Source organism: Streptomyces sp. NPDC033221 (genome assembly GCF_055577005.1).
In genome coordinates this window covers 1-20,018 of record NZ_JBVIQN010000041.1, presented here as the reverse complement: position 1 = coordinate 20,018, position 20,018 = coordinate 1, and the positions used below count along the sequence as shown (strand labels likewise).

General features: G+C 70.1%; 16 protein-coding genes. 3 read left to right on the top strand and 13 right to left on the bottom strand.

Features of this window, described 5'->3' with window-relative positions:
* Positions 1–9: 9 nt before the first annotated feature.
* From rodA to ACZ53K_RS36450, 9 genes are all read right to left on the bottom strand, one after another.
* Positions 10–1,218 (bottom strand): rod shape-determining protein RodA, encoded by a 1,209-nt coding sequence (rodA, locus tag ACZ53K_RS36490; RefSeq protein WP_468845554.1) that lies wholly within the window; start codon positions 1,216–1,218, stop codon positions 10–12.
* Positions 1,215–3,356, bottom strand: a complete 2,142-nt coding sequence (mrdA, locus tag ACZ53K_RS36485) for a penicillin-binding protein 2 (protein WP_468845552.1) — start codon at positions 3,354–3,356, stop codon at positions 1,215–1,217. Before mrdA ends, rodA begins: the two co-directional genes overlap by 4 nt.
* Positions 3,353–4,075, bottom strand: a complete 723-nt coding sequence (gene mreD / locus ACZ53K_RS36480; RefSeq protein WP_468845550.1) for a rod shape-determining protein MreD — start codon at positions 4,073–4,075, stop codon at positions 3,353–3,355. The genes mrdA and mreD overlap by 4 nt, the downstream gene beginning before the upstream one ends.
* 3 nt (positions 4,076–4,078) lie before the next feature.
* Positions 4,079–5,011, bottom strand: a complete 933-nt coding sequence (gene mreC / locus ACZ53K_RS36475) for a rod shape-determining protein MreC (RefSeq protein WP_468845548.1) — start codon at positions 5,009–5,011, stop codon at positions 4,079–4,081.
* A 175-nt stretch (positions 5,012–5,186) separates the two neighbouring features.
* Entirely contained in the window at positions 5,187–6,206 is a 1,020-nt protein-coding gene (locus ACZ53K_RS36470; protein ID WP_003985182.1) for a rod shape-determining protein, read from the bottom strand.
* 291 nt (positions 6,207–6,497) lie between these two features.
* Complete coding sequence (gene ndk, locus ACZ53K_RS36465; RefSeq protein ID WP_468845545.1) at positions 6,498–6,911, bottom strand: nucleoside-diphosphate kinase; 414 nt, start codon at positions 6,909–6,911, stop codon at positions 6,498–6,500.
* A gap of 182 nt (positions 6,912–7,093) precedes the next feature.
* A complete protein-coding gene (locus tag ACZ53K_RS36460) occupies positions 7,094–7,453 on the bottom strand; it encodes a DUF4233 domain-containing protein (protein ID WP_361144235.1) in 360 nt (119 codons plus the stop codon).
* 2 nt (positions 7,454–7,455) lie between these two features.
* The gene (folC, locus tag ACZ53K_RS36455) at positions 7,456–8,994 is read right to left on the bottom strand and encodes a bifunctional tetrahydrofolate synthase/dihydrofolate synthase (protein ID WP_468845543.1); all 1,539 of its coding nucleotides are present in this window, start codon (positions 8,992–8,994) and stop codon (positions 7,456–7,458) included.
* An 80-nt stretch (positions 8,995–9,074) separates the two neighbouring features.
* A complete protein-coding gene (locus ACZ53K_RS36450) occupies positions 9,075–10,523 on the bottom strand; it encodes a peptidoglycan D,D-transpeptidase FtsI family protein (RefSeq protein WP_468845540.1) in 1,449 nt (482 codons plus the stop codon).
* Positions 10,524–10,856: 333 nt separating this feature from the next.
* Here ACZ53K_RS36450 and ACZ53K_RS36445 point away from each other — a divergent pair, with 333 nt between their 5' ends.
* Positions 10,857–12,059, top strand: a complete 1,203-nt coding sequence (locus tag ACZ53K_RS36445; protein ID WP_468845656.1) for a hypothetical protein — start codon at positions 10,857–10,859, stop codon at positions 12,057–12,059.
* Here ACZ53K_RS36445 and ACZ53K_RS36440 read toward each other — a convergent pair.
* The gene (locus tag ACZ53K_RS36440) at positions 12,025–14,664 is read right to left on the bottom strand and encodes a valine--tRNA ligase (RefSeq protein WP_468845537.1); all 2,640 of its coding nucleotides are present in this window, start codon (positions 14,662–14,664) and stop codon (positions 12,025–12,027) included. The genes ACZ53K_RS36445 and ACZ53K_RS36440 overlap by 35 nt on opposite strands.
* 159 nt (positions 14,665–14,823) lie before the next feature.
* On the opposite strand from ACZ53K_RS36440, the gene ACZ53K_RS36435 reads away from it, so the two are divergent.
* Together ACZ53K_RS36435 and ACZ53K_RS36430 are read left to right on the top strand one after the other, a co-directional pair.
* Positions 14,824–15,726 (top strand): hypothetical protein, encoded by a 903-nt coding sequence (locus tag ACZ53K_RS36435; RefSeq protein ID WP_468845534.1) that lies wholly within the window; start codon positions 14,824–14,826, stop codon positions 15,724–15,726.
* Positions 15,727–15,765: 39 nt separating this feature from the next.
* Positions 15,766–16,743: a hypothetical protein gene (locus ACZ53K_RS36430; RefSeq protein ID WP_468845531.1), complete on the top strand. Its 978-nt coding sequence runs from the start codon at positions 15,766–15,768 to the stop codon at positions 16,741–16,743.
* 87 nt (positions 16,744–16,830) lie between these two features.
* Here the strand turns inward: ACZ53K_RS36430 and clpX are convergent, their stop codons facing one another.
* The 3 genes from clpX to ACZ53K_RS36415 form a co-directional block, all read right to left on the bottom strand.
* Complete coding sequence (gene clpX, locus ACZ53K_RS36425; RefSeq protein ID WP_073761420.1) at positions 16,831–18,120, bottom strand: ATP-dependent Clp protease ATP-binding subunit ClpX; 1,290 nt, start codon at positions 18,118–18,120, stop codon at positions 16,831–16,833.
* 163 nt (positions 18,121–18,283) lie between these two features.
* On the bottom strand, positions 18,284–18,967 hold the full coding sequence (locus ACZ53K_RS36420; RefSeq protein ID WP_468845654.1) for an ATP-dependent Clp protease proteolytic subunit: 684 nt from the start codon (positions 18,965–18,967) through the stop codon (positions 18,284–18,286).
* A gap of 68 nt (positions 18,968–19,035) precedes the next feature.
* Positions 19,036–19,638, bottom strand: a complete 603-nt coding sequence (locus ACZ53K_RS36415) for an ATP-dependent Clp protease proteolytic subunit (protein ID WP_030643979.1) — start codon at positions 19,636–19,638, stop codon at positions 19,036–19,038.
* Between the last annotated feature and the right edge of the window lie 380 nt (positions 19,639–20,018).

Below are 20,018 nucleotides of genomic sequence, written 5' to 3'. Positions count from 1 at the left end.
GGGCCGGCGTCAGGCCGACACCGGCCGTTGTACGTGGATGGACTGGAGCAGCCCTATGGCGATCCAGACCGCGAACATGGACGTGCCGCCGTACGAGACGAACGGCAGCGGCAGGCCGGTGACGGGCATGATGCCGAGCGTCATGCCGATGTTCTCGAACGCCTGGAAGGAGAACCAGGCGATGCAGCCCGCCGCGACGATCGTGCCGTACAGCTCGCTGGCCTCGCGGGCGATGCGGCAGGCGCGCCAGAGGACGACGCCCAGCAGGACGATGATCAGGCCCGCGCCGAGGAAGCCCAGTTCCTCGCCGGCGACGGTGAAGATGAAGTCGGTCTGCTGCTCCGGGACGAACTGGCCGGTGGTCTGGCTGCCCTGGAAGAGGCCGGAGCCGGTGAGCCCGCCGCCGCCGATGGCGATGCGGGCCTGGTTGGTGTTGTAGCCGACGCCCGCCGGGTCCAGGCTGGGGTTGGCGAAGGCGGCGAAGCGGGCGATCTGGTAGTCGTCCAGGAGGCCGAGCTGCCAGATGGCCGCGCAGCCGATGACGCCGGCGCCGAGCAGTCCGAGGATCCACCGGTTGGAGGCGCCGGAGGCGAGCAGCACGCCGAGGATGATCGCGCCGAGGACCATGACCGAGCCGAGGTCGGGCATCAGCATGATGATGCCGACGGGGACGGCGGCCAGGCCGAGGGCCTGGACGACGGTGCGGTGGTCGGGGTGCGGGCGGTCGCCCGCGTCGACCCGGCCCGCGAGGATCACCGCCATCCCCAGCGTGATCGTGATCTTGGCGAATTCGGCGGGCTGGAGGGAGAGTCCGCCGGGGATGGCCAGCCAGGAGCGGGAGCCGTTGATCGTGGCGCCCAGCGGGGTGAGGACGAGCAGGGCCAGCAGCAGCGAGACGCCGTAGAGGATCGGTACGGCGCCGCGCAGGGTGCGGTGGCCGAGCCAGATCGCGCCGGCCGCCAGGGCCAGGCCGATGCCGGTGTTCAGCAGGTGGCGCAGCAGGAAGCCGTACTCGTCGCCGTGGTTCAGCTCGGTGCGGTTGCGGGTCGCGGAGAAGACCAGGACCGCGCCGATCAGGGACAGTGCCAGGCAGCACAGCAGCATGACCCAGTCCAGCCGGCGGACGACCGAGTCGCGCGCGGTCAGCTTGCCCCAGGCGCCGCGGTCGGGGCTGTAGCGGCGGACGGTGAAGCCGTTCGCCGTGTGCGAGCTGGTCACTGTTCCCGCCTTCCGGCCGCGGCGGGCGGCGGTGTGGCGGCGACGGGCTTGATGGGCTGTGCCTGGATCGTGCCGTCGCCGAGGATCTTGGGCAGTCCGGTCTGCGGTTTCGGCAGCAGCGCGGCCTTCTCGTCGATCTTGCCCTTGTCGTCCACCCCGTACAGCGCGTTGTAGATCTTGCGGACGGCGGGGCCCGCCGATCCCGATCCCGTACCGCCCTGGGAGATGGTCATGATGATCGTGTAGTCCTTGGTGTACGTGGCGAACCAGCCCGTCGTCTGCTTGCCGTACACCTCGGCCGTACCGGTCTTGGCGTGCATCGGGATCTTGTCCTGCGGCCAGCCCTGGAAGCGCCAGGCGGCGGTGCCGCGGGTGGCGACACCGGCCAGCGCGCCGTCGATCTGGGACAGGGTCTTGGCCGTCACCGGCAGCTTGCCGTGCGACTTGGGCGCGATGTTCTCGATGCGCTTGCCGTCCGGGCTGACGACGGCCTTGCCCACGGTCGGGTTGTAGAGCGTGCCGCCGTTGGCGATCGCCGCGTAGATCGTCGCCATCTGTATCGGGGTGACCTGGGTGTCGCCCTGGCCGATGGAGTAGTTGACGGAGTCACCGGCGCGCATCTTCATGCCGGACTCGCAGTTCTCCCTGGCGATCTTCGAGACATAATCGTCGCCGGTCTTGCCCTGCTTGCACCAGCCGTCCTTGTTGGCCTCCCAGTACCGCTTCTTCCACTGGCGGTCCGGGACCCGGCCGGTGACCTCGTTGGGGAGGTCGATGCCGGTCTCCTTGCCGAGGCCGAACTGGTGTGCCGTCTTGTAGAACCAGTCGGCCGGGTTCTTGGGCTTGTTGCCGCCGTCCTTCTGCCACTGCTGGTAGGCGAGGCTGTAGAAGACGGTGTCGCAGGAGACCTCCAGCGCGCGGCCGAGGTTGATCGGTCCGTAGCCCTTGGACTCGAAGTTCTTGAAGACCTGACCGCCGATGTTGAAGGAGGCGGTGCAGGGGTAGGTGCCGTCGAAGTCGTACCCGGCGTTGACCGCGGCCGAGGTGGAGATGACCTTGAAGATCGAGCCGGGCGCGGCCTGTCCCTGGATCGCGCGGTTGAGCAGCGGGTAGTTGGAGTCCTTGCCGGTCAGCTTCGCGTAGTCCTTGCCGCTGATGCCGCCGACCCAGGCGTTGGGGTCGTACGTGGGGTTGGAGGCCATGGAGACGACGCGGCCGGTCTTGTTCTCCATGACGACCACGGCGCCCGCGTCGGCCTTGTAGTTGGTGCCGGTGTTCTTGTCGAACGTGTCGCGGGCGTCCTTCATCGCCTGGGCGAGTTCCTTCTCCGCTATGGCCTGGACCCGGGCGTCTATGCTCGTGACGACGTTGGAGCCGGGAACCGCCTTGTCGCTCTTGGCCTTCCCGATGACCCGGCCGAGGTTGTCGACCTCGTAGCGCGTCACGCCCGCCTTGCCGCGCAGCTGGCTGTCGTACGTACGCTCCAGCCCGGACCGGCCGATCTGGTCGGAGCGCAGCAGTGGCGAGCGGGTGTCCTTGGCCTTCTGGATCTCCTCGTCGGTGACCGGCGAGAGATAGCCGAGGACCTGCGCGGTCTCGGCCTTGCCGGGCGCGGCGTAGCGGCGTACGGCAGTGGGCTCGGCGGAGATGCCGGGGAAGTCCTCGGAGCGTTCGCGGATCTGGAGGGCCTGCTGGGTGGTGGCCTCGTCGGTGATCGGGATGGGCTGGAAGGGCGAGCCGTTCCAGCAGGGCTGCGGCGTCTTGGCGTCGCACAGCCGGACCTTGTTGCGGATCTCGGTCTCGGTCATGCCGAGGACCTTGGCGAGGCGGCCGAGCACGGCCTTGCCGTCGTCCTTCATCTTCAGCAGGTCGGTGCGGCTCGCGGAGACGACCAGCCGGGTCTGGTTGTCGGCGAGCGGGATGCCGCGGGCGTCGAGGATGGAGCCGCGGGTGGCCGGTTCGACGACCTGCTGGACGTGGTTGTTGCGGGCCTCGTCGGCGTACTCCCGGCCGTTGCGGATCTGGAGGTACCACAGCCGTCCGCCGAGCGTGAGCAGCAGCGAGAAGACGAGGATCTGGATGGCGACCAGCCGGATCGTGACGCGCGAGGTACGGCCGGTCTCCGGAATGTTGGTCACAGTCGCTTGACCCCCTTGATGCGTCCGGACTTGTTACGGGCGGGCCTGCCGAGCAGTCCGCCGCGCTGGCCGCCGATCCGGGCCGGCTTGGACTGGAGGTTGGTGCGCATCGAGCGGCTGGCCTTCAGGCCGGTACCGGAGTTGAGCCAGCCGTAACCGCCCTTGCCGCCCTTGGCGGAGCCGCCCTGCCCGCCGGCGGCGTCCGTGGCCAGCGGGTCGTGTTCGGTCCTGCGGGCCAGCGCCATGACCAGGGGTACGGCGAACGGGGCCAGCAGCAGGTCGTAGAGCGTCGCGGTGAACAGCAGCCAGCCCAGGCCCACATGGCGGGCGGCGGAGTCGCCGACGAGCGAGCCGACGCCCGCGTACAGCAGGGTCGAGCCGAGGGCGGCGCCGACCACGACGACGAGCGGCATGGTCGCCGAGCGGTGCTGCCCGCTGTCCGGCTTGGTCAGCCCGGCCACGTACCCGATGACGCACAGCACCAGCGCGTACCGGCCGATGGCGTGGTCGGAGGGCGGGGCGAGGTCGGCGAGCAGGCCGGCGCCGAAGCCGACGAGGGCGCCGGTCACATGGCCGTAGACCAGCGCCAGGCCGAGGACGACCAGGAGCAGCAGGTCCGGGGTGGCACCGGGCAGTTGGAGCCGCGCCAGCACGCTGACCTGGACCAGCAGGGCCACGACCACCAGGGCGGCCGAGAGCAAGGTCCTCTTGATGCGCATCGGTCAGCTCCTGGGGGAGGCGCTCGGGGTGGGGGTGGCCGTGACGGTGACCGTCGGGGTCGGCTTGGGTTTGGCGGGCTTGGCCGGCAGGACCGTGTCGCGCGGGTCCTCGCGGGGCGGCTGGACCACGACGCCGAGGACGTCCAGCTTGGAGAAGCCGACGAACGGGCGGACCTGAAGGGAGCGGGTCAGATCGCCGTTGGACGGGTCGACCTTGACGACCTGTCCGACCGGGACGCCGGGCACGAAGGGCTTGTCGGCGCTGGAGCCGAAGGTGACCAGCCGGTCGCCCTTCTTCACCTCGGCCTTGCCGTTGAGGAGCCGTACGCGCAGCGAGTCGCCGCCCTGGCCGGTGGCGAAGCCGATCTCGTTGGTCTTCTCCATGCGGGTGCCGACGGTGAAGTCGGGGTCGTTGGCGAGCAGCACGGTGGCGGTGGTGCGGCCGACGGTGGTGACCCGGCCGACCAGGCCGTCGCCGTTGAGGACCGTCATGTCGCGGGCGATGCCGTCCTGGGAGCCGGCGTCGATGGTGACGGTCCAGGAGAAGCCCTGCGCCGCGCCGATGGCGATGACCTGGGCTCCCTTGATGCCGTACTGGCCGGTACCGGCGGTCTTGAGCATCTTGTCCAGCTCGGCGGCGCGGTTGCGGTTGCGGTCGGAGGAGCCGAGCTTCGCCTTGAGCGCGGCGTTCTCCCGCTCCAGGGCACTGATACGGGTGTGCCGCTCGCCGGAGTCGCGTACCGCGCCGATCGCGTTGCCCACCGGGTCGACGACCGTGGCGATGCCGCTCTCGACCGGCCCGAACGCCGCGGCGGCGGCCTGCCGGGCACCGGCGAGCGGGGACCGTTCGCCGCCGCGGATGTCCACCGTGATCAGCGCGAACGCGATCGCGACCAGCAGCACCAGTAGCAGCCGGCTCTCTCGTGTGTCCCTCACGTGCGGCGGCCGTGTCCTTCCTCGTAGGACCGGCCGGCTGCGGGCCCGCGCCGGTCGCGCTGGGGAGTGCGTTGTGCCTTTATACGCAGTGCTCGCCCGTCGGGGCGTGGTGCCTGTATATCAACGATCCGCCGTACGGACGATCAGCCGCCCGTACGGCGGAATGTCGGCTTCCTCAGCGGCGCGGCTGGGAGTCCAGGACCTGCTGGAGCGCCTCGAACTCCTCGACGCACTTGCCGCTGCCGAGCGCGACGGAGTCGAGGGGGTCCTCCGCGATGTGGATCGGCATGCCGGTCTCGCGGCGCAGGCGCTCGTCGAGGCCGCGGAGCAGGGCGCCGCCGCCGGTGAGCACGATGCCGCGGTCCATCACGTCGCCGGACAGCTCCGGCGGGCACTTGTCGAGCGTGGTCTTGACCGCGTCGACGATGGAGTTGACCGGTTCCTCGATGGCCTTGCGGACCTCGGCCGCCGAGATCACGACGGTCTTGGGCAGGCCGGAGACCAGGTCGCGGCCGCGGATCTCGGTGTGCTCGTCCTGTTCCAGGTCGTACGCCGAACCGATGGTGATCTTGATGCTCTCGGCGGTGCGCTCGCCCAGCAGGAGGCTGTACTCCTTCTTGATGTGCTGGATGATCGCGTTGTCCAGCTCGTCGCCGGCCACCCGGATCGACTGGGCCGTGACGATGCCGCCGAGCGAGATCACCGCGACCTCGGTCGTACCGCCGCCGATGTCCACGACCATGTTGCCGGTGGCCTCGTGGACCGGCAGGCCGGAGCCGATCGCGGCGGCCATCGGCTCCTCGATGATGTGCACCTGGCGGGCGCCGGCCTGGGTGGACGCCTCGATGACCGCGCGGCGCTCGACTCCGGTGATGCCGGAGGGGACACAGACGACCACGCGCGGGCGGGCCAGGTAGCGGCGCTTGTGGATCTTGAGGATGAAGTAGCGGAGCATCCGCTCGGTGATCTCGAAGTCGGCGATCACGCCGTCCTTCAGGGGACGCACCGCGACGATGTTGCCGGGGGTGCGGCCGATCATCTTCTTCGCCTCGGCCCCGACGGCCAGGATGCCGCCGGTGTTGGTGTTGATGGCCACGACCGACGGCTCGTTGAGAACGATCCCTCGACCCCTGACGTACACCAGCGTGTTGGCGGTCCCGAGGTCGACAGCCATGTCACGGCCGATGAACGACATGTTGTTCCCCATGAGGATACGTCTGGCCTTCCCAACTGGAGCGAATGCTTACTTGAGGTCGGCAGGTGTGGTGCGCCGGGGCGCGGAAGCTCCATCGTAGTCACGAAGTCCCCACCGCTCGAACGCGGTGCGGGGTTCCTTCGCCATTGTCGGCGGAACACCGACCCGCCCCCCTCAATGGGGACGTCGTGTCGCGCCGAAGCGTTCCCCCGTTGGGAGTGCGGAAAACCGACAGGGCGACCGGCGGTCGGCCGGTCGCCCCTGGTCACCGGGGGTTCCGGCGACCGGACGTCAGGAAAGACCCGGGAAGAAAATCTTGATTTCACGCTCCGCCGACTCCGGCGAGTCCGAGGCGTGGACGAGGTTCTCCCGGGTGATGGTCCCGAAGTCGCCGCGGATCGAACCGCCGGGCGCCTTGATCGGGTCGGTGGGTCCGGCCAGCGCCCGTACGCCCTCGATGACCCGCTCACCCTCGACGACCAGGCTGACCACCGGGCCCGACGACATGAACTGCACCAACGGCTCGTAGAAGTCCCGGCCGACGTGCTCGGCGTAGTGCTGCTCCAGGATCGCGCGGTCCAGGGTGCGCAGCTCCAGCGCGCTGATCGTCCAGCCCGCCTTGCGCTCGATACGGCCGAGAATCTCACCGACCAGGCCGCGGCGGACCGCGTCGGGCTTGAGGAGGACGAGCGTGCGCTGGCTCACGGGAGGGGCTCCTTGGGGTGCGGGCGACAGACGTCGGGTGCCCTGAGGCTACATGGGTGAAGGTGTTGCGCCGTACGCGGTACCGAAGCCGGCCGGAGGGCCGAACGGGTGACGCGGGGGCGGTTTTCGTACGTGTGACCGATCGGCGGGTGCCCAGGGCCGGTCCGGGCCGGAAGCCGTGGCTACGCCGTGCCCGGCTGCGGCCCCTCCTCGGCCTGGGCCGCCCAGCGGGCCTTCGCCTCGTCGATCTTGCGGCCGAAGTGCACCGACGCCCACCACAGCGCGGCGAAGACCGCCCCGAGGAAGAACATCGTGCCCACCACGAAGCCGCTGGCGATCAGCGCCACCTGGAGGGCCCAGCCGAGCTGCACGCCGCCGGGGCGGGTGAGTACGCCGCACAGCAGGACGCACAGCACCATCGCGACACCGCTGACCGTCCAGACCGTGGCCGTGGAGTGCCCCGAGGTCTGCATCGCGACCAGACCGGCGAACCCGATCACGAAGAACTCGCCGATCAGCGTGCTCGCACACAGCGTGCGCATGGTCAGTTCCTTCCCAGGAGCAGCCGGGCCTCGCCGACCGTGATCACGGAGCCGGTGACCAGCACGCCGGCTCCGGAGTACTCGCCCTCCTCCTCCGCGAGGGTGATCGCCGCCTCCAGGGCGTCGTCGAGCCGGGGCTCGACCTGCACCCGCTCGGTGCCGAAGACCTCCACCGCGACGGCCGCCAGCTCGTCCGGGTCCATGGCGCGGTGGCTGGAGTTACGGGTCACCACGATCTCGGCGAAGATCGGCTCGAAAGCTTCGAGGACGCCCCGCACGTCCTTGTCCGCGCTCGCGCCGACGACCCCGACGAGTCGGCTGAAACCGAACGCCTCGGTGACCGCCTCGGACGCGGCCCGCGCGCCCGCCGGGTTGTGCGCCGCGTCCAGGATGACGGTCGGGCTGTTGCGTACGACCTCCAGGCGGCCGGGCGAGGCCACCGCGGCGAACGCGGTGCGGATGGTGTCGATGTCCAGGGTGCGGGCGTGCTCGGAGCCGATGCCGAAGAACGCCTCCACCGCGGCGAGTGCCACCGCGGCGTTGTGCGCCTGGTGGGCGCCGTACAGCGGCAGGAAGATGCCTTCGTACTCACCGCCCAGGCCGCGCAGCGTCAGCAGCTGGCCGCCGACCGCCACCTCGCGGCCGATCACGCCGAACTCCATGCCCTCGCGGGCGACCGTGGCGTCTACCTCGACCGCGTGCTTGAGCATCACGGACGCCGCGTCCACCGGCTGCTGCGCCAGGACGACGGTGGCGTCCTTCTTGATGATCCCGGACTTCTCGCCCGCGATCTGCTCGGGCGTATCGCCCAGGCGGTCGGTGTGGTCCAGCGAGATGGGCGTGACGACGGCGACGTCCGCGTCGATCACGTTCGTGGCGTCCCAGGTGCCGCCCATGCCGACCTCGACGACGGCGACGTCCACCGGGGCGTCCGCGAACGCCGCGTACGCCATGGCGGTGAGCACCTCGAAGAAGGAGAGGCGGTACTGCTGCTGCTCGTCGACCATCTGCACGTACGGCGCGATGTCCCGGTACGTCTCGATGAAGCGCTCGGCCGGGATGGGGGCGCCGTCCAGGCTGATCCGCTCGGTGACGGACTGCACGTGCGGGCTCGTGTACCGGCCGGTACGCAGGTCGAAGGCGGTCAGCAGGGCCTCGATCATGCGGGCGGTGCTGGTCTTGCCGTTGGTGCCGGTGATGTGGATGGACGGGTACCCGCGCTGCGGCGAACCGAGGACGTCCATCAGGGCCTCGATGCGCTGTACCGAGGGGTCCAGCTTGGTCTCGCCCCAGCGGCCGGCCAGCTCGGCCTCCACCTCGCGCAGCGCGCGGTCCACCTCAGGGTCCTCGGGGCGGGCGGGAATGCCGTCCCCCTGGGGCGGACCGGCCTGCGCGCGCAGGGTGCGGCTGCCGGCCTCGATCACTGCGAGGTCGGGATCCCTGCCGGTCTCGGCCTCCACCATCTCCTCGAAGGGGTCGGCCTGGCCGTCCGGGCCGGGGATCGGGTCGGGGTCGTCGTTTCGGGGGCGGTCGTCGCTCACGGCTCCAGTCTACGAGCCACCACCGACACGGGTCGGTGGCGGCCTGCGGCCGGTGCCGCGACGGCCCGCGGCCGGTGCCGCTACGACAGCGCCGCCTTCATCATCGCCTTGGCCACCGGGCCCGCCAGCCCGCCGCCCGAGATCTCGCTGCGGGCCGCGTCACTGTCCTCGACCATGACGGCGACGGCCACCTGGTGGCCCTTGGCGTCCTTGGCGTAGGAGACGAACCAGGCGTACGGGGTGCCCTCGTTGTCCACGCCGTGCTGGGCGGTGCCGGTCTTGCCGCCGACCGTCAGGCCGTCGATCTTGGCCTTGGAGCCGGTGCCCTCGTCGACCACGGTCCGCATGGACGACTGGAGCTGCTCGGCGGTGCGCTGCGAGATCGCCTTGCCGTACTTCTCGGGCTCGTACTGCTGGAGGGTGTTGCCGCCGCTGTCGGTGAGCTTGTCGACCATCTGCGGCTTCTGGAGTTCGCCGCCGTTGGCGATGGCACCGGAGACCATGGCCATCTGGAGCGGCGTCGCGGTGTCGTCGAACTGGCCGATGCCGGAGAGCGCGGTCTGCGCCTTGTCCATGCCCTGCGGGTAGAGGCTCTTGCCGGCCCGTACCGGGGTGTCCAGCTTGCCGTCGTTGAAGCCGAACTTCTCGGCCTGCGCGCGGACCTTGTCCTGGCCCAGGTCGGCGGCCATCTTGGCGAAGACGGTGTTGCAGGAGTACTGAAGCGCGGTGCGGATGTTCGCGTTCTTGCAGGGCGCGGAGGCGCTCTCGTTCTTCAGCGTGGTGTGCGTGTGGGGGAGGACGTACGGGTCGGGGCTGTCGGTGGCCTCGTCGACGGAGGAGTAGAGGCCGTTCTCCAGCGCGGCCGCCGCGACGACGAGCTTGAAGGTGGAGCCGGGCGGCAGCGGCTGCCGCAGCGCGCGGTTGATCTCCGGGTGGTTCTTGTCGCCCGACAGGTCCTTCCACGCCTTCTGGTCGCCGCTGCCGGAGCCGGCGAACTTGCCCGGGTCGTACGAGGGCGTGCTGACCATGCCGAGGATCTTGCCGGTGGCCGGGTCGAGGGCGACCGCCGCACCGGTCTTGTTCCCGAGTGCGTCGTAACCGGCCTTCTGCACCTTGGAGTCGATGGTGGTGGCCACGTCGCCGCCCTTGGGCCGCTGGCGGGTCAGCGCGTCGCCCGGGGTCTGCAGGCGGCTGTCCGAGCCGTCGAGGAGGTCGCCGTACAGACTCTCCAGCTGGTTGCTGCCGAAGATCTGCGAGGTGAAGCCGGTGACGGGGGCGTAGAGCGGGCCGTTCCGGTACGTCCGCTTGTTCTTGAGGGTGCCGTCGGTGGCGGTGGAGCCGGTCACCGGCTGTCCGTCGACGAGGATGTTGCCCAGCGGATTCGCGTACTTGGCTATGGAAACGCGTGGATTATGCGGATCGTCCGAGAACGTGGATGCCTTGGCGCCCTGCAGCCAGGTGACCCACGCCAGCAGCGCGAGGATCAGCAGGATGCAGAAGACCGAGACACGGCGCAGGGGTTTGTTCATGGGTGGCGCGGCTCCTCGTCGCTGGACGGCGCATGCGGCTGGATACGTACGTTTCGCTCCCGTTTGCGGGCCCATGGTCCACCGTCTCGATGAGAGGCGGATGAGAACCCGGCGGCCGCCGCCCACCGTGACGCACGCCTCTGATCGCCGTCCCGGGGCAACGCACCACCCCCCTGCCCGCATCTTCCCCGGCGGGCTCTGTGAGCCTTGACCGACACGAAGATCGAAGAAATCCGGAAGAAACGGGTCCCGGGGGCGGCGGCGTACGGCCACCGGGCCGCCGGGCAGGGTCAGGAGCTGAAGAACGTGCGTGTCCCGGCCATCAGTCAGCGGATGCACTTGGTGCTGCTCACCGCGTGGACCGTGCTGTGGTTCGTCGTGGTCGAGCCGAACGGGGGATTCTCCTGGCACTACCTGCGCACCGGCGGCGAGCTGATCTACCAGGGCTCCTCCGGTGACGGCACCGGCGGCCTCAACCTCTACGCCCACCACCCCGAACTCCAGATGGGCCCGGTCAGCTTCCTGGTGGCCGGCCTGTTCAACCCGTTCCCCGAGCACACCGGCCAGTTCCTGGCCGCGGCCCTGATGTCGCTGCTCGGCCTGGTGATCGTGGTGCTGGCCGGCCGCAGCGCCGCCTGGCACTTCCTGGGCACCGGCACCAACCACCAGCGGCTGCGGCAGCGCGTCCTGATAGCCGGGCTGGCCTTCATCCCCATGTGGATCGAGGTCTCGGTCCGCTTCGGGCACCTGGACGACGTCCTCGCCCTGTTCTTCACGGCCCTGGCCGTACGGTCGGTGACCCGCGGCAACGCCGCGCTGACCGGTGCCTTCCTGGCCCTCGCGATGGACTCCAAGCCGACCGCGCTGGCCTTCGTGCCGCTGCTGCTCGCGCTGCCGAAGGAGAAGTGGCTGCGCGCGGGGCTGTGGATGGCGGGCCTGGTCGCGGTGGCCTGGCTGCCGTTCTTCGTCGGTGACCTCCATTCGTTCTCGGCGGCCAAGTTCGCCATCCCCAACCATCCGGCATCCGCGCTGCGCTGGCTGGGCGTGGCCGACCCGGAGACGCCCGGCTGGGACCGTCCGGCGCAGTTCGCGCTGGGCCTGCTGCTGGGCTGCCTGGCGGTGTGGCGGGGACGCTGGGCCGCGGTCGTCCTGCTGGGCGCCAACGCCCGTATCGTCCTGGACCCCAGCGTCTACACGTACTACACCGCGTCCGTACTGCTCGGCACGCTGCTGTGGGACGTCATCGGCCAGCGACGACTGGTGCCCTGGTGGAGCTGGCTGGCGCTGCTGATCCTGTACGGCAGCGTCTTCGTGGTGCCCGACGACTCGGCGCGCGGCCTGATCCGGCTGGCGTTCGTGGCCGTGTCGACGGCGTACGTCCTGCTGTGGCCGGTACGGGAACGCGGCGACCGGCGCGGCTCGGGACGGCGCAGGCCCCCCGCCTGTAAGGACGAGGGGCCTGCGGAGAGCCACGCGCCGGGGACCGCCCCGGCGCCCGGCGTCACGCCTTGGGCAGGGCCTCCAGCTGCGCACTGATGCGCACGATGTCGGCCTCGGCCGTCTCCAGCCGCGTACGGATCTTGGCGACGACGTGTTCCGGGGCCTTGCCCAGGAACGCCTCGTTGCCGAGCTTCCCGTTGGCCTGCGCCTTCTCCTTCTCGGCGGCGGCCAGGTCCTTCGACAGCCGCTTGCGCTCGGCCTCCACGTCGATGGCGCCCGACAGGTCCAGCGCCACCGTCGCGCCCGCGACCGGGAGCGACGCGGTGGCGGTGAAGTCCTCGCCCGCGGGCTGGAGGCGCAGCAGCGACCGCATCGCGGCCTCGTGGGCGGCGAGCTGCGTACCGGCCAGCTCCAGCTGCGCCGGAACCTTCTGGCCCGGCTGGAGGCCCTGGTCGGACCGGAAGCGGCGGACCTCGGTGACGACCTGCTGAACGGTCTCGATCTCCCGCTCGGCCGCCGCGTCACGGAAGCCGCTGTCAGCCGGCCACTCGGCGATCACCAGGGACTCACGGCCGGTCAGCGTCGTCCACAGCGTCTCCGTGACGAACGGCACGACCGGGTGGAGGAGACGCAGGGTGACGTCCAGGACCTCGCCGAGCACCCGGCGCGAGGCGTCGGCGGCCGGGCCGCCCGCCATGAAGGTCGTCTTGGACAGCTCGACGTACCAGTCGAAGACCTCGTCCCAGGCGAAGTGGAAGAGGGTGTCCGACAGCTTGGCGAACTGGTAATCGTCGTAGTACGCGTCCACCTCGGCGACGACCGTGTTGAGCCGGGAGAGGATCCACCGGTCGGTCGCCGACATCCGCTCGGCCGGGGGCAGCTCGCCCTCGACCGTCGCGCCGTTCATCAGTGCGAAGCGGGTGGCGTTCCAGATCTTGTTGGCGAAGTTGCGCGAGCCCTGGACCCAGTCCTCGCCGATCGGCACGTCCGTACCCGGGTTGGCGCCGCGGGCCAGGGTGAAGCGGACGGCGTCCGAGCCGTACTTGTCCATCCAGTCCAGCGGGTTGACCGCGTTGCCGAAGGACTTCGACATCTTCTTGCCGCGCTCGTCGCGGACCATGCCGTGCAGGGCGATGGTCTTGAACGGCGGGGTGCCGTCCATCGCGTACAGGCCGAACATCATCATCCGGGCGACCCAGAAGAAGAGGATGTCGTAGCCGGTGACCAGCACCGAGTTCGGGTAGAACTTCTCGACGCCCGCGGTCTTCTCCGGCCAGCCGAGGGTGGAGAACGGCCACAGGCCGGACGAGAACCAGGTGTCCAGGACGTCCGTGTCCTGCGTCCAGCCGTCGCCCGTCGGCACCTCGTCGTCCGGGCCGACGCAGACGACCTCGCCGTTCGGGCCGTACCAGACCGGGATGCGGTGGCCCCACCACAGCTGGCGCGAGATGCACCAGTCGTGGAGGTTGTCGACCCAGCCGAAGTAGCGGGACTCCATCTCCTTGGGATGGATGTCCACCTTGCCGTCGCGGACCGCGTCACCGGCGGCCTGCGCGAGCGGGCCGACCTTGACCCACCACTGCATGGACAGCCGGGGCTCGATGGTGGTCTTGCAGCGCGAGCAGTGGCCGACCGAGTGGGTGTACGGGCGCTTCTCGGCCACGATGCGGCCCTCGGCGCGCAGCGCGGCGACGATCGCGGAGCGGGCCTCGAAGCGGTCCAGGCCCTCGAAGGGGCCGTGCGCGGTGATCACGCCGCGCTCGTCCAGCACCGCGAGGTTGGGCAGGTCGTGCCGGCGGCCGATCTCGAAGTCGTTCGGGTCGTGGGCCGGGGTGACCTTGACCGCGCCGGTGCCGAACTCCGGGTCGACGTGCTCGTCGGCGACGACCGGGATACGGCGGCCGGTCAGCGGCAGCTCGATCTCCGTGCCGACCAGGTGGCGGTAGCGCTCGTCCTCGGGGTGGACCGCGACAGCGGTGTCACCGAGCATCGTCTCGGCGCGGGTGGTGGCGACGACGATGGACGCCTCCCCCTCGCCGTACCGGATCGAGACCAGCTCGCCCTCGTCGTCCTGGTACTCCACCTCGATGTCCGAGATGGCGGTCAGGCAGCGCGGGCACCAGTTGATGATGCGCTCGGCGCGGTAGATCAGCTCGTCGTCGTAGAGCCGCTTGAAGATCGTCTGGACGGCCTTGGACAGGCCCTCGTCCATCGTGAACCGCTCGCGCGACCACGCGACGCCGTCACCCAGGCGCTTCATCTGCCCGGAGATCTGCCCGCCGGACTCGCCCTTCCAGCGCCACACCCGCTCGACGAACGCCTCCCGGCCCAGGTCGTGGCGCGAGACGCCCTCCTTGGCCAGCTCGCGCTCGACGACGTTCTGGGTGGCGATGCCGGCGTGGTCCATACCGGGCTGCCACAGCGTCTCGTAGCCCTGCATCCGCTTCCGGCGGGTGAGGGCGTCGATGAGGGTGTGCTCGAAGGCGTGCCCGAGGTGGAGCGATCCGGTGACGTTCGGCGGGGGAATGACGATCGTGTACGGCGGCTTGTCGCTCTTCTCGTCCGCTTCGAAGTACCCCCGCTCCACCCAGCGCTCGTACAGCGGCCCCTCTACCTCGGCCGGCGCGTACTGGGTCGGCAGTTCAGTGGGGCTGCTGTTCGGCCCGCCGTCTCGGGGGCTCTGCTGAGTGTTCTCGGTCACGACGCTCAGTGTACGGGCGCGGATGTCGCAGTCTCGAATCGGTTTGGCCCCCGGAGGACCGGCTGACAGTGGCGTCGTACAGGATGTTGGCGACGCACAGACATCAACTGTGACGGGCGTCATCGGGCGCCGTCAGTTGCCACGAGGGGAACCCGCCCAATGAGCTACCACCAGCCGCCTCCCGGCCCGTACGGCCAGCCGCCGCAGCAGCCCGCTCCGTACGGGCAGCCGCCGCAGCAGCCGGTCGGGCAGCCCGGGTACGGCGGCTACCCGCAGCAGGGCGGCCAGGTTCCCCCGCAGCAGCCGTACGGCTACCCGCAGCAGGCTCCCCAGCCCGGCTATCCCCAGCAGCCGCAGGCGCCCTACGGCCAGCAGCCCGGTTACGGGCAGCAGCCGCAGAACGGCGGCAAGGGCAAGGGCGTGAAGATCACCCTCGGCATCCTGGCGGTGGCGGCCGTGGCGGGCATCGGCGTGGGCGCGTACTACGCCTTCGGGCCGGGCGGGGACGTGCAGCCGTACACGATCTCCATGCCGTCCGAGCTGCTCGACGGTACGTTCAAGAAGGCGGAGGGCAAGGACACGAAGAAGGACGAGTCCGCCGACCCGAAGACCAAGGCCCTGGGCATCACCGAGGGCACCGGCGTCCAGGGCACCTACGCGAACGGCAAGGGGCAGCCGCTGACCCTCACCGGTGTCTACGGCAAGGTCGCCGACCCCAAGAGCACGGTGAACAAGATGATCGCCGGGATCGAGGAGAAGTCGGAGAAGAGCAACACCCGGGGTGCCAAGGTGGAGACCGTCACCCCGGTGACGGAGTTCTCACCGGACGGCTTCGACGGCTCGGTCATGAAGTGCAAGGCGGTCAAGGCCACCCTGTCGCAGAGCGGCCTCACCGCGACGAGCACGGTGACGTGGTGCGTATGGGGCGACTCCAGCGCGGTCGGCATCGCCATCAACAGCGGGGTGGAGTCGCCCGGCAAGTCCACCGGCGCCGCCTTCTCGGCCCAGGAGTTCTCCGAGAAGACCCGCCAGATCCGTGACGCGGTGCGCCACGAGAAGTAACCGCCGCGACCGTACCGACCGTCCCAGGGGGGACACGCAATGAGCTTCAGCCAACCGCCGCCGGGCCCGTACGGGAGCAGCGGGCAGCCGCCGCAGGGGCCGTACGGGGGGAGTGGGCAGCCGCCGCAGCAGGGCGGGGGTTTCGGACCGCCCCAGGGGCCGCCCCAGGGACCGCCCCAAGGTTCCCCTCAGGGACCGCCGCCCGGCCCGTACGGGTACGGCGCTCCGCAGCAGCCGCAGGCCCCGCAGCAGCCCATGCAGCCGCCGCAGTTCCCCCCGCCCGGTCCCCCGGGGCCGCCCGGGCCGCCCGGTGGCAGCAGCACCGGGAAGATCATCGCGGGGGTGGCCGCCGGTGTCGTGCTGGTGGGCGCCATCATCGGCGGGGTCGTGATGCTCACCTCGGGCGGTGACAACGGCGATCCCGTGCGGGCCCGCGGCGGCGGTAACTCCCCCGCGCCCACGACCGGTTCCGGCCGCCCCGGCTCGTCCGACGCGAAGCCGTCCGAGGAGGACGGCGGGGAGCGGATGCGGCTGACGACGCCCAGGACGGTCGACGACGGCGCGTACACGCTGGAGAAGGACAAGGCGGCGCTGCAGCGCGAGGGCCTGAGGCTGGGCTCGCCGCCGCCCGGGATGACGCAGGAGATCGGCCGCTACCGGGGCGCCCGCGACAGCCGCGGCACCGCCCTGATGATCTCCGGTGGCTACGGCACCATCCCCGATCCGGACCGTGTGGTGGACGGCATGTTCACCGGGGTGACCAGCGACGGCGAGACGACCGTGGTGCGGCAGCGCGAGACGTTCCGGCCCGGCAAGGCCGGCGGCGTCACGATCGACTGTGAGGTCGTGAAGAACGCGAAGTTCGGCTACGCGCCGGTGTGCGGCTGGGCCGACGGCTCGACCGCCGCGGTGCTGCTGTACATGAACGGCGCGCTGCGCTCCTCCTCGGACATCAACCTGGCGCAGTACGCGGACACCACCGCCGTCGTACGCGGCGAGACCCGTACCGCGCAGTAGCCGGGGGCCGGGGGCAAACACGAGGGCCGCCTCGCGACCGGTGGTCGCGGGGCGGCCCCAGCCGTCCGTGCGGGGGGAACGGGCGGCTTATGCGCTCTTCTCGTGGTGCTCGCCGGACTCGCCGCCGCGGTTGCGGGGCACCAGCGTGGGATTCACGTTGGAGTGAACGACGTCCTCGGTGATGACGACGCGGGCCACGTCCTTGCGGGACGGGACTTCGTACATCACCGACTGGAGGACCTCCTCCATGATGGCGCGCAGGCCGCGCGCGCCGGTGCCGCGCAGGATGGCCTGGTCGGCGATGGCCTCCAGGGCCGGACGGTCGAAGTCCAGCTCCACGCCGTCCAGTTCGAACAGGCGCTGGTACTGCTTGACGAGCGCGTTGCGCGGCTCCAGCAGGATCTGCAGAAGCGCCTCGCGGTCCAGGTTGTGCACCGAGGTCAGCACGGGCAGCCGGCCGATGAACTCCGGGATCATCCCGAACTTCACCAGGTCCTCGGGCATGACGTCCTGGAGCTGGTCCTTGGACTCGATCTCCCGCTTGGAGCGGATGTTGGCGCCGAAGCCGATGCCCTTGGCGCCGGACCGGGCCTCGATGATCTTCTCCAGGCCGGCGAACGCACCGCCCACGATGAACAGCACGTTCGTCGTGTCGATCTGGATGAATTCCTGGTGCGGATGCTTGCGGCCGCCCTGCGGGGGCACCGAGGCGGTGGTGCCCTCCAGGATCTTCAGCAGGGCCTGCTGGACGCCCTCGCCGGAGACGTCACGGGTGATCGACGGGTTTTCGCTCTTGCGGGCGACCTTGTCGATCTCGTCGATGTAGATGATGCCGGTCTCGGCCTTCTTGATGTCGAAGTCCGCGGCCTGGATCAGCTTGAGGAGGATGTTCTCGACGTCCTCGCCGACATAGCCGGCCTCCGTCAGCGCCGTCGCGTCGGCGAAGGCGAACGGGACGTTGAGCATCCGGGCGAGCGTCTGCGCGAGCAGCGTCTTGCCGGAGCCGGTGGGGCCGAGCAGCAGGATGTTGGACTTGCCGAGTTCGATGCCGTCGTCGCCGCCGCGCGCGCCACCGTTCTCACCCGCCTGGACCCGCTTGTAGTGGTTGTAGACGGCGACCGAGAGCGCCTTCTTGGCGGGCTCCTGGCCTACGACGTAGCTCTCCAGGAACTCGTAGATCTCCCGGGGCTTGGGCAGTTCTTCCCAGCGGACCTCGGAGGTCTCGGCGAGCTCCTCCTCGATGATCTCGTTGCAGAGGTCGATGCACTCGTCGCAGATGTACACACCAGGTCCCGCGATGAGCTTCTTCACCTGCTTCTGACTCTTCCCGCAGAACGAGCACTTGAGCAGGTCGCCGCCGTCACCGATGCGTGCCACGAGGTGCTTCCCCTTCGCCTGGGATCCGCATTGCTCCGCGGACCCGGGTGCTTGCCTATCGACGGTACCTTGCCGGGCCCCCCGTACGGGCCCCCCTTGGACCGACTCGGTCAACCCGGTCCAAGGGGGCGTTGTGTCCGGCTCACTTCTGGACGGTACGCGATCAGACCGAGGCGGCCGTCTTACGGGTCGAGACGATCTGGTCGACCAGACCGTACGCGAGGGACTCCTCGGCGGTCAGGATCTTGTCGCGCTCGATGTCGTCGCGGATCTTCTCGATCGGCGTGGTGGAGTGCTTGGCCAGCATGTCCTCCAGCTGCGTCCGCATGCGGAGGATCTCGTTGGCGGCGATCTCCAGGTCGGACACCTGGCCGCGGCCGGTCTCGCTGTACGGCTGGTGGATCAGCACGCGGGCGTTGGGCAGCGCCATCCGCTTGCCGGGGGTGCCGGCGGCGAGCAGCACGGCCGCGGCGGAGGCCGCCTGGCCCATGCAGACCGTCTGGACGTCGGGCTTGACGAACTGCATCGTGTCGTAGATCGCGGTCAGCGCCGTGAAGGAGCCGCCGGGCGAGTTGATGTAGATCGAGATGTCCCGGTCGGGGTCCATCGACTCCAGGCACAGCAGCTGCGCCATGACGTCGTTGGCCGACGCGTCGTCGATCTGCACGCCGAGGAAGATCACGCGCTCTTCGAAGAGCTTCGCGTACGGGTCGTACTCGCGCACGCCCTGCGAGGTGCGCTCGACGAAGCGCGGAACGATGTAGCGGGACTCGGCGGGCTGGCCCTGGAACTCTGCCTGCGGGGCGTCCGGGCGCTCGTAGAGGCTACGGCCGGGGAAGTTGTTCATCTGGAGGTTCACCGTCCTGGTGGCGGTCAAAGGGGCTGGAGTCGGCTGGGTGGCGAGTCGTCCGGGGCTCAGGCCCCGGTGCCGCCTCCGCCCGGAACGCCGGCCGCCGTGGTCATCACGTCGTCGATGAGGCCGTACGCCTTGGCCTCCTGCGGGTCGAACCAGCGGTCCCGGTCGGAGTCGCGGGTGATCTGCTCGACGGTCTGACCGGTGTGCTGGGCGGTCAGCTCGGCCATGCGCTTCTTGGTGTGCAGCAGCCGCTCGGCGTGGATCTTGATGTCCGACGCGGAGCCCGCCAGGCCCGCGGAGGGCTGGTGGATGAGGATCTCGGCGTTCGGCAGCGCGAAGCGCTTGCCCGGGGTGCCGGCACTCAGCAGGAACTGGCCCATCGAGGCGGCGAGGCCCATGGCGATGGTGACCACGTCGTTCTTGATGTACTGCATGGTGTCGTAGATCGCCATGCCGGCCGAGATCGAGCCGCCCGGGCTGTTGATGTAAAGGAAGATGTCCTTGTCCGGGTCAGCGGCGAGGAGCAGCAGCTGCGCGGTGATCTTGTTGGCGATGTCGTCGTCGACCGGCTGGCCGAGGAAGATGATCCGCTCGCCGAGCAGCCGGTTGTAGACCTGGTCGCCGAGGCCACCGAAGGTCGGCTCAGCGGCGGCGGAAGGCATCGGGATCGTCACGTGTCCACCTGCTCGTTGTCGGACGGCCCAGGGCCGTCTCAGCGTCGTCTTCTGGGGCGCGGGGAGGGCGCGGCGTGCTCCGCCGGCGCCGTTACGGCTACTCCCCTGCCCTCGTATCTACGGACCCTAACGCGCTGGTCGGCGGGCGCCATCCCGCATTGTCAACTGTTCGCTGTGAGCGCAGGCTCACCGGCGCCACGGGGCCCTGACGACGTACGGGCCCGAACACGCGGGCGTGGCGTGTTCGGGCCCGTACGTCCACCGGTGGGGGGGGGGGGGGGGGGGGGGGGGGGGGGGGGGGGGGGGGGGGGGGGGGGGGGGGGGGGGGGGGGGGGGGGGGGGGGGTTTGGTTGGTTATCTGTCTTCTT